This is a genomic window from Accumulibacter sp. (assembly GCF_023806565.1).
GTDB lineage: Bacteria > Pseudomonadota > Gammaproteobacteria > Burkholderiales > Rhodocyclaceae > Accumulibacter.
The window spans coordinates 32,114-41,513 of record NZ_JAMTDV010000020.1; the positions used below are offsets into that span (position 1 = coordinate 32,114).

A 9,400-nucleotide genomic window follows, 5' to 3' on the forward strand; every position below is an offset into this window, starting at 1 on the left:
ATCTATGCGCATGACTGTCTCCCGGGTGGTTGTGATGGCCGACTCCAGACCTGGGCGCCGACTGCGGAAAGATGCCTCGCCCATGTGCCGGATGATGGACCAGCAGCGCCACGTGCGCAAGGCGGATTGCCCTGGCCTGTCGGTGCCGGCACTACGGCTTAGGCGACAACGGCGCCAGAGAAGACGCGTCCGACCCAGACCTGGAGCGCCCTGACAGGGCCAGATTGCCTGGCACAACGCGGTGAAGCCGTTCGCCACGTCCTTGGACCGGGCGACGTACGTGGGAATCGGTGTTGCGGTCTCGAAGTCGTACAGGCGTGAATTGAGGCTCAGACGATTCAACTGCACCGACCTCCCACGGCACGTGGTGGCACGCAGGACGCTACCTTGGTACGATGGCACCGATCTTTCGGGACACCGCCCCGACGCCCTCACCGCAAGGCGCGCCGCCCTGTTGCACGCGATCGCTCATTGCTGTGACGACACCTCGCATTGACCGCATGTTCACTACAGCCAGCATCAAGTTCCTCGACGACCTCGCAGCCAACAACAACAGGATCTGGTTTGAGGAGAACAGATCACGCTACGAAGCACTGGTGCGTGAGCCAGCATTGGCATTCATCTCGGAAATGTCACCGGTCCTGCATTCGTTTGCGCCGCACTTCCGCGCAGACGCGCGCAAGACTGGGGGCTCCCTGATGCGGATTTTCCGCGACACGCGTTTCTCCCGCGACAAGACCCCGTACAAGACCAACATCGGAATCCAGTTTCGCCACGCCAGCGGCAATGACGTGCATGCGCCGGGATTCTATGTGCATATCGCCGGCAACGACTGCTTCCTGGCCGTCGGCTGCTGGCATCCGGATACGAACTCGCTCGCGCGCATTCGTGACTGGATTGCGTGTGCGCCGGAAAAATGGTTTTCGGCTCGCGACCACGGCAGCTTCTGCGAAAAATGGACACACTCGGGGGAGAGTCTGACGCGACCTCCGCGCGGATACCAGGCCGATCATGCAGCGATTGAAGACTTGAAGCGGAAAGACTATGTCGCCATAGCGGCATTGTCTCTGGACGAGGTAATCGATCGCGATTTTGTGCAGTTGGCCGGGGCTCGGTTTGCCGTCGCCACCCCCTTCATGAGGTTTCTATGTGAGGCATTGCAGGTGCTGTACTGACAAGCCGTGCCCTCCGTCTCTACGACGTCACCGGAAATGGCGCCATCAGTTCCCTCAAGGTCGGATGCGTGGGCTGCTCTCCCGTGAGGACTGCTCTTGCGATATCCGGCGTCAGCGGCGCCAGCCGGATGACCGGACTGTCAAACAGCGTATCGATCTTCCCCACGTCGCCGACGGCCTTCACGATCATGCTGTCGATCCTCGGTGGCTGGACGCAGCGACACGAATTCACTCTGGCCTGGTCGACCGGGCGGAGATCCATCGCGCAAGTTCCGTGAGAACGGCGGCGTCACTGTACGCTTTGGAATGCCCGAGAAAACCATGCTCCGACTCGATATCCAGGAATTCGACATGGTTGCTGGTTACCGGCGTCACCGTGACGCTCAAGCGGACGAACAGGCTGTCGACCAGCTTGTCGAAACCGATGCCCATTGGCAATACGCGAAACATCAGGTTCACCAGCACGGCCGCGGAGAACAAGCCGACAAGCAGAGCCAGCATGTAGATACCCGTCGAGATCGGGTAGTCCAACACGAACCGGACCAGAAGGCGAACGAAGGGGGTCAGCGTCGGGTCGACGAGCGGCACCGTAAAGAGCGACGGAAATACCCCAAAGGCCTGCAGTCCATAGCTCACCACGAATGACAAGAGCAAACCCACGAAGCTCAGCGCGAGATAGGGCAGATTGGCCAGCGCATCGAGCAGACCGAAAGAGGAAATTACCTCGTCACCTGCTGTCCAGGCGCATAGCACTGGCACATCGGGGTTTGGCGGCAGGATCATGTCCTGCGAGATTGCTGAGCGGCGGGCCGCAGCCCAGGACGCCACGCGCTCTTCGAGCGTACGGCCATACATCAGCCCAGGAACGATCACGAGAAAGATCAGCAGGATCAACGCGGCGGCAAAGCCGAGACCAATACCGATCTGGGCGAGCAGACCCAAGTGCTGCAGGTCTGGGTCCGTACTCAGAGGGGCGAGCACGTGGAAGACTGCGTAGGCCATGAAGAGCAACACGAAGTAGGCTGCCATCCACGCAAAAATCTCGAGCATGAATTGCTTGGTGTTGCGCTTGAGGGCGCACAGGAACGGCGAGTTGAGGCAGGCGATTCCGTCCACATGTTGCCGCAGGGTGGCATCGGCCATTGCGTACAGCGCGACATTGCCGCCATGGCTGTGCGCCACGAGGAAATGGCGAGCGAGTGGATGATCGGCTATCGAATCCTTCAGTTGCGCACGCAGTTTCTGTGCCGCCTCTCGCCGTGCGCGGTGCGTGTTGGCTCCCGACCACTCCAGAGTTTCAAACGTGATCCGGTCGCCCAGTCGATCGGCAAGCGCCTTGCGCAATGGCGAGCCTGGTAGCGTCCACGGTGCGTGCCGCGCCCAAGTACCGTGGATCAGTGTCAGGACGATATCTGTCACTTTACTTGCCGGCGGTAACGCCGCACATCACGGACGCCGAAGCGCAATGGAGCGAACCAGGATGGCCGGCGTCCTGCCATCCTGTTGACGCACGCATCGGGCAGCTCGTTGGCATCCGCCATTCAATCCCCCGCAACGAAGTAGACCATGCGCCAGCCTTGCGGAAACTGCCGGAAGCCTGCCCGGTAGTTCATGGTGTCTGCCGGTGGGCACTGAATCAGGCCACGCTGCACCACAGCACACGGGCCGGCAGTAAGCCGGGCGAGAGTGGCAAGCCTGGCAGGGTGCGATTTCCAGTCCTGCAACGCCTGCTCCGCGCTGGCATCGCCACCGAAGCTCCATGTGAATTCGTGGGCCATCAGTGCTGACAGCGCCCCGAGGTCCTTCCTGGCGCTGGCGTCGTGCACTTGCTTCACGGTTGCGAGAGCCTCTTTCGGCAGAGATTCGGCACTGGCCACTGCCGCGAAGAGGAGCAGGGGACACAGCGGGAGTCGGCTGTAGCGCACTTTCCGCCTGACTTCCCCTCCCGGCGGCGCGCCGATCGCGCCGGGTCCACTGCTGTCAATCTCGCGCGACAAGGTCATTGCCCGTGCGCATGGGAAACGACACTTCCAGAACCACGCATCCGACATCGGTCAGGAACGGACCATGCAGTTCGCCAGCGGGACGGCTGGCGTAATGTCCGGCTTCGAGCCACAGAGCAAATGCCTTGTCGTAGAGGCGACCGCTGACAACGAAAACCTCTTCCGGGTACGCGTGCGTTTTCCCACCAAAGGCGCTGGTATCCGCCCCAGGAAGAAAGCGCGTCAGCCTGGTGTATTCCCCCGTGACCGGATCGAGGCTCAGTGTGAGTTCTTCGGCCATTTGCTCAAGTCCTTCGATCGGTGTCCAGCGACTCCGATTCGACGGCTCGAATACGTTCCAGTAGGTCGATGTGGTCTTGGTCATGACTTGCTCCGCAGCGAAACGCTCCTGTCGCCGAGCGTTTGCATTCCCCCGCCTGGCGCGGCCTTGAGCGGAAGGTCCGGAGGAATGAACTGCCATTCGGCACTTGCGTCAATCATATCCGAGTTGAATTGCTCGCCAACAGGATCGAATCGTCTATCGATGCAGGAAGTGGGCGTTCCGCTTCTCCATGAATGCGCTCACTCCTTCGCGGAAATCGTGTTCCTTGAAGCAACGGTGAAAACGATCACGCTCGGCGATCAATCCTGCCTCCAGGTTCACTTGCGTATCGTTGACCGAGGCCTTGATGCGACGAGCAACCGGGCCGGAAAAGGACGCCACTTGCCTTGCGACAGCCAACGCAACTTCCTCGAGTTGTTCGTCTGGCGCGATTCGGGAAACCAGGCCGGCGGCGAGAGCCTCGTCTGCACTCAGCGCCCGGCCAGTCAGGAGCAAGTCCATTGCAATGTGCTTGCCGACAGCCCGGGAGAGTCGCTGCGTTCCACCAGCGCCGGGCATTGCCCCCAAGGAGATTTCCGGATGGCAGAATTTCGCCGTGGCAGCCGCGATGACGATATCGCACATCTCGACAAATTCGCACCCACCGCCGGCAGCCAGGCCATTGACTGCAACGATTACCGGCTTCGCAATGTCAGGCAAGACCGAGACGCAGCCGGTGAACTGGCTTGCAGTTGCCTCTTCAGCGGTCATCTCAGCCATTTCCCGGATGTCCGCGCCGGCGCAGAAGTGCCTCAGTGCCGACGAAACGAGGATCGCGCGAATCTCCTCTGTATTGTCCAGGTCGCGCAGCGCGGCATCGATCTCTTGGCAGAACTCGCGGCTCAGCGCATTGAGCGCGCCGACCCGATGCAAAGTGATATGGCCAACGCCGTCATGCTGACTGACACTTAACGAGTTCATAGGTCATTCTCCATCAACAGGTCGCAGGCAATCGGTGCTGCCGCCCAGCGCCCCGCATCAGCGACGAAGTGCGGCGCCGTCCGCCGCATGGCGTTGTCTGACGCCACTTCTGCGGTTCTCCGCGGCTTCTTCCCATGGGATCCTACCGGGCAGTCTGCTGCCCGAGCCGTTGGGCCAGCCCGATGAAAATTCTTTCGGGACCCCGGATGTGGCAGCAACGATACAGGTTTCCATAGCGCGCCACCCTGCCGACGAGTATCGCGCCGCAGTGGAAGAGCAGGTTCAGTGAACGACTCGATTGCGATATCGATGTCTTCTGCCATGATGCCAACGCAACGTTGTCCGTGCACTTTGACTGCCTTGATGTCTGCGCGACGGCCAACGTGAGAACTCATGCGCGCGATGCGGCCTTGTCGCGAAGCGTCCCGTGGAGTGACGGCTCAGCCGTACTTCGGCTCAGCGCCAAGGCACGTTCTGCACGCACTTTGCTCCTCAAGTAGATGCGAGACCCAAAGAATGCGGCCAATGGAAAGAAGAAACTGAACCACGGAACCGGCAATGCCCAGCGACCAAACGGTCGGAGAGCGCTCCTCACCTTTTGCGTTGGGTCGAGTTCCACCTCTGCGATGGCGACGGCTTCTTCGTTGCTCAATTGGCAGGCGACCCGGCCATCCGCTGCGACAACTGTCGATAGCCCAGGGAAGCACGTGTCTTGAAATGGCAAGCCCGCCGGCATGGCCGTTACCAGCGGACCGCACTTGTTGGCCATGACCGTTGGTACACCCAGTGCACTGGCATGATTCGCCGCCAAGCCAAGCAGCATCCTGTCGTAAGCGATGCAATCCTTCTTGCGGATCGGGAAAGTCCGCGTGGGTGTTCCTGCCGACATGGGTATCAACAGGAGGTCGATACGGTTTCGTTGATGCTCGGCCAGACACTCATACAGGAGCGCCTCATAACAGATGCTGACACCAATGCGCCCGACGTCCGTGTCGATGAAATGCTCATCGTTTCCCGCATTGGAAAAATACGCCTCGGCGGATGCCGGAGGATTCTTCCGCACACGACCGGCAATCTCACCACCTGGGGTAGCCAGGACGAAGCTATTGAAGAAGTCTGCTTCCTCGGCCTCGAGGAAACTCATCCCGAGATAGATTTTCAGGCGCCTTGCAGTGGCCTTGAGCCAGGCCACGCTGGGTCCCTGCATGGTTTCTGCGGTATTCCAGATTTCTTCGGTAAGGACATAGCCACCGGGCGCAAGCTCCGGTAACAGGACGATGCGCGCACCTTGCGCCGCGGCCTTCGAAACCAACGATTCGGCGCGCGACAAATTATTCGGAATATCACCGAGATCAGCCCGGAACTGAATGGCGGCAACCTTGATGGTTCGAGAAGACATGGTCCTCCAGAATGCCTAACGACGAATCTGACCATCGCGCGGCGTGTGTCATCCCGATTGAAAACCGATGTGGCTCGGCCGCGTTCGTTCCAGTGATCTGGTTCGGCTCAGATCGCATCTTTCGAATTGACCAAAGCCACCCGTGTGGACACGGCATGAAGTGCAATCAGGTGGATTGGCTCACTGACGGTGGTGCAACAGTCAGTCAGAATGGACACCCGATACTTCTCGGCAGACTTCGAGATTGCCGTGTGCGTCACGCAGTTCTGCGTCATCATTCCACAAACAAGGAGTTCACCCACGCCATGCGCGGAGAGAACATCCTCGAGATCCGTCTTGATGAAGCTGTCCGCGAAGTGCTTGATCACTACCGGGGCGTCTGGAGCCGCCGCCACAATCTCGGAATGGATCATTGCGCCTTCCGTCCCGGCGTTGAAGAACGGGGCGATACCAGCTTCCGGGTCGGCAATATGCTGGATGAGAACCACCACGATGCCTGCTGCACGAGCGCGGGCGACTGCATCCCTTGTCGCCGCGAGTGTCTTCTGAGTGTTCCACAAGGGAAACAATCCGCCTGGAAAGTAGTTCTACTTTGTCAGATTCCCGATCAATCATCTGCTGACGTCATGTGCTATAATATAATCCATTGTTTTTCAACAATCTTATGAGGTCTTCCTTGTCCATGGTGGCCTCAATATGTCAACTGCATTACCTCCCTGGTCGCTACGGTCACCGACAGGCTTGAGGTGCACTTCTCCCCATTCCGCGAGTTGTTCCGCTCTTCGACGCGAAGTGTCGAGGACGGGGCGATGCGCTATCTGCGTGGCCTCTATCAGGCGCGACGACGCAACCTGGAACGTATGGCCGACGTCGTCGCGGGCAGCGACTACCAGCGGATGCACCACATGCTGAGCGCTTCGGATTGGGAGCACGCCGGCGTGGTCCGGCAAGTCGCCGTCGAAGCGCAAGCCCACTTCCCGAGGGGCGGCCGGGCGCTGATCATTGACGAGAGCGGCTTCGCCAAGAAGGGCGAGTGTTCTGCCGGGGTTGCCCGGCAATGGAATGGCCGGATGGGCAAAGTCGATAACTGTCAGATCGGGGTTTTCGCCGCTCTGGCGCACGGCGAGACGGCTTGCCTGATCGATGCCGAACTGTTTCTCCCCAAAGCCTGGGTGGCCCATAGCGAGCGCTGCATTGAAGCGGGCATTCCGGAAGAAGCCCGCATCTATCGGAGTAAGGCGGAAATCGCTCTCGGCCTGATTCGCCGCGCCCGGCGCAACGGTCTCTCCTTCGATTGGGTCGCCGCCGATGGCGGCTACGGGCACCTGCCGTGGTTCCTGACCGAACTCGACGACGATGGGGAGCGCTTTCTGATCGAGGTGCATTCCGATCAGCGCGTCTATCTTCAGGATCCGGCGCCGACGGTGCTGCAGCGTCACGGGAAAGGCCGGGCGCCTACCCGTCCGGTGACCGAGGTACCCTCCGAAATCGTGACCGCCTGGGCGACTGCACAGCCGCCGGGTGCCTGGCGTCGGATGAAGCTGCGCGACGGGGAGAAGGGCGAGGTCGTCGCCGATTTCCTGACGCGGCGCCTCTTCGTCTGGGACGGCAAGGCCATGCGAGCGAGCCACTGGCACCTGCTGGTCCGGCGCGAAATGGGCGGCGACAAGCTCAAATTCTGCCTGTCGAACGCCAAACCGTCGGCCTCCTTGCGCCAGTTGGTCACGATGCAAGCCTCGCGTCATTTCGTCGAACGCGCCTTCGAAGACGCCAAGAGCGCTTGCGGCATGGCCGATTATCAGGTGCGTGGCTGGCTCGCCTGGCACCACCACATGGCGCTGGTGCTGGTCGCTCATCTCTTCCTGGCCAAGGAACGCCTGGCGCTGCGTGACTCCCATCGCTTCTTGTCCTGCCTTGATATCGTCGCCATGCTGCGCCACAAACTCCCCCCAAAGATCGGCTCCGACGATGACCTGGTCCATTCCATCGCACAGCGTCACCGACGACGGTTCCAGGCCACCAAGCAACGCTATGAACAACAAGGCATTACCCCACCAGCATCGTTCGGGGCACTAATCTGACAAAGTAGAAGTAGTCGTTCTGCAAGTCGATAACGAGCAGTGCTTTCTTCATGAGTGTGCGCATTCTTCTATTGGACGAATAAACGACGAGCGTTTGTCTGCCGCATCGAAAGCACCCGGTCCGAGCTCTGGCGCATCTGCGGCAGATAAACCTCGTTCGACGAAAGCGCCTCGACGGCAGCACTCATGGGGATTGTATGCGTCGCGCGGCTTGGGTCAAGCCGCGCGCAGGTTCCGACGCGCTGTTGGGGGGCACGAGAGACTTTCGCGTCGTCGCGGCAACATCACCGGAGTCAAGCGGGGCGCCGGATTGCGGCAAACCCGGGACGCTGATTTCGGCGCCTCGCCGACGCGCCAAGCCCTGGCGGCCTCGACCCCCAAGCGGCAGCCCGCGGACGGCGAGGCCGGCCGTGGGCTGTCCGCTCGAGCGGCGGATCAAACCGCACACTGTACGCCGGCAGAAGCGAGCACCTATGGATGCGCGCCAGATCCTCTTCAAGGGACTCTCTCGCGACGGCTGTATCGTAGGCAACCTGGCCACGAAGCCACCACCCATCGCTCAAGCCAAAGTATCGGCAAAGGCGTAGGCGGTGTCAGCGGTGAGGGAACGTTTACCGGTAACGATCTCTCCGATCCGTTGAGCTCGCACACCGATGTCCTTTGCCAGACGGTACTTTGTCAGCTCGAGAGGCTTCAGGAATTCTTCCTCAAGCATTTCGCCCGGGGGACACAGGGCGAACGGCACGCATGTCAATCCCCTTCAGAACAGTGCCATTCGGGTCAGATCCGAACACGCTGCCGGCGCGGAGCGCTTTCGTTCAACGTGAAGCTCAGGGACGCGCCGCTTGCGGCGTGTCCGTCTGGAGCGCAGTGTTAGCCGACGCCTTTGAAACGAGAGGAAAGCGCTCCGCATTGCGAATGGACTCGACTGACAGATCCACATCCAGTTGGCGCCAATAAAGATGATCCCGGGTGGGCCACTCGACATCGCAAAGCTGGTCCACCGTGGCTTGACGAAACCACGGGAAGTGGGAGAACGGCAGCAAGAGTTCCTCATCTTCAAGCAACAACCAGACGCCATGCTTTGAGATGTGCGTGACGTCAACCGCCAAAGTGCGTGTTCCAGGCATCGATGATCTCGTGAAAATGACGGAGAACAATGTCTTCGGCTCCTGACAGCTCCTTCTGTGACAGACCGGTGTGTCCAGCCAATGCACCCCTGGTTCCAGCCAGAACTTCGCCTCTCCGTCCGGGTGAGCGACATGCACATGCATTCTCGGCTCTTCGCGTAAAAAGAAGAAGAGCCGGAAGGATCCATCGCGGACGATTGTTGGGACCATGGTCTTCTCTGAGGCTACCATCAAATTCAGCGGAGCGCCGCAAGCGGCGCTCCGCTGAAATGCCTTGTTGGACGAAGCCGCTACGCGGAGGAAGGAAAGGCGGCGCGCTCGAATCACAAT

The 9,400-nt window shown here is 60.4% G+C and carries 10 protein-coding genes and 1 pseudogene; 2 read left to right on the forward strand and 9 right to left on the reverse strand.

Annotation, left to right across the window (positions count from 1 at the left end; all coding sequences use genetic code 11):
* Nucleotides 1–395: 395 nt before the first annotated feature.
* On the forward strand, nt 396–1,175 hold the full coding sequence (locus NFV80_RS02380; protein WP_366143392.1) for a DUF2461 domain-containing protein: 780 nt from the start codon (nt 396–398) through the stop codon (nt 1,173–1,175).
* Nucleotides 1,176–1,194: 19 nt separating this feature from the next.
* Here the strand turns inward: NFV80_RS02380 and NFV80_RS02385 are convergent, their stop codons facing one another.
* The 7 genes from NFV80_RS02385 to NFV80_RS02420 all read right to left on the reverse strand — a co-directional run bounded on the left by NFV80_RS02385 (nt 1,195) and on the right by NFV80_RS02420 (nt 6,428).
* Nucleotides 1,195–1,365 carry a hypothetical protein gene (locus tag NFV80_RS02385; RefSeq protein WP_295326217.1) on the reverse strand — a complete coding sequence of 57 codons (171 nt, stop codon included), beginning with the start codon at nt 1,363–1,365 and terminating at the stop codon, nt 1,195–1,197.
* 38 nt (nt 1,366–1,403) lie between these two features.
* Nucleotides 1,404–2,594 carry a hypothetical protein gene (locus NFV80_RS02390; protein WP_295326219.1) on the reverse strand — a complete coding sequence of 397 codons (1,191 nt, stop codon included), beginning with the start codon at nt 2,592–2,594 and terminating at the stop codon, nt 1,404–1,406.
* A 122-nt stretch (nt 2,595–2,716) separates the two neighbouring features.
* Nucleotides 2,717–3,172, reverse strand: a complete 456-nt coding sequence (locus NFV80_RS02395; protein ID WP_295326220.1) for a hypothetical protein — start codon at nt 3,170–3,172, stop codon at nt 2,717–2,719.
* Nucleotides 3,156–3,542 (reverse strand): cupin domain-containing protein, encoded by a 387-nt coding sequence (locus NFV80_RS02400; RefSeq protein ID WP_295326222.1) that lies wholly within the window; start codon nt 3,540–3,542, stop codon nt 3,156–3,158. Before NFV80_RS02400 ends, NFV80_RS02395 begins: the two co-directional genes overlap by 17 nt.
* A gap of 153 nt (nt 3,543–3,695) precedes the next feature.
* The gene (locus NFV80_RS02405) at nt 3,696–4,460 is read right to left on the reverse strand and encodes an enoyl-CoA hydratase-related protein (protein ID WP_295326224.1); all 765 of its coding nucleotides are present in this window, start codon (nt 4,458–4,460) and stop codon (nt 3,696–3,698) included.
* 391 nt (nt 4,461–4,851) lie between these two features.
* Nucleotides 4,852–5,859, reverse strand: a complete 1,008-nt coding sequence (locus tag NFV80_RS02415; protein WP_295326225.1) for a carbon-nitrogen hydrolase family protein — start codon at nt 5,857–5,859, stop codon at nt 4,852–4,854.
* Between the two features lie 107 nt (nt 5,860–5,966).
* Nucleotides 5,967–6,428 (reverse strand): isochorismatase family protein, encoded by a 462-nt coding sequence (locus tag NFV80_RS02420; RefSeq protein ID WP_295326227.1) that lies wholly within the window; start codon nt 6,426–6,428, stop codon nt 5,967–5,969.
* 177 nt (nt 6,429–6,605) lie between these two features.
* Here NFV80_RS02420 and NFV80_RS02425 point away from each other — a divergent pair, with 177 nt between their 5' ends.
* Entirely contained in the window at nt 6,606–7,940 is a 1,335-nt protein-coding gene (locus NFV80_RS02425) for an IS701 family transposase (protein WP_295326229.1), read from the forward strand.
* A gap of 476 nt (nt 7,941–8,416) precedes the next feature.
* Here NFV80_RS02425 and NFV80_RS02430 read toward each other — a convergent pair.
* Together NFV80_RS02430 and NFV80_RS17420 are read right to left on the reverse strand one after the other, a co-directional pair.
* Nucleotides 8,417–8,655, reverse strand: a pseudogene (locus NFV80_RS02430) (HigA family addiction module antitoxin); the annotation flags it as partial.
* 115 nt (nt 8,656–8,770) lie between these two features.
* Nucleotides 8,771–9,400, reverse strand: a 630-nt coding sequence (locus NFV80_RS17420) for a DUF2442 domain-containing protein (protein ID WP_366143394.1), incomplete at its 5' end; no start/stop codon positions are given.

Coding starts and splice junctions, on each gene's coding strand:
- NFV80_RS02380 (WP_366143392.1), top strand. CDS start 396: ATGGCACCGATCTTTCGGGACACCGCCCCGACGCCCTCACCGCAAGGC.
- NFV80_RS02385 (WP_295326217.1), bottom strand. CDS start 1,365: ATGATCGTGAAGGCCGTCGGCGACGTGGGGAAGATCGATACGCTGTTT.
- NFV80_RS02400 (WP_295326222.1), bottom strand. CDS start 3,542: ATGACCAAGACCACATCGACCTACTGGAACGTATTCGAGCCGTCGAAT.
- NFV80_RS02405 (WP_295326224.1), bottom strand. CDS start 4,460: ATGAACTCGTTAAGTGTCAGTCAGCATGACGGCGTTGGCCATATCACT.
- NFV80_RS02415 (WP_295326225.1), bottom strand. CDS start 5,859: ATGTCTTCTCGAACCATCAAGGTTGCCGCCATTCAGTTCCGGGCTGAT.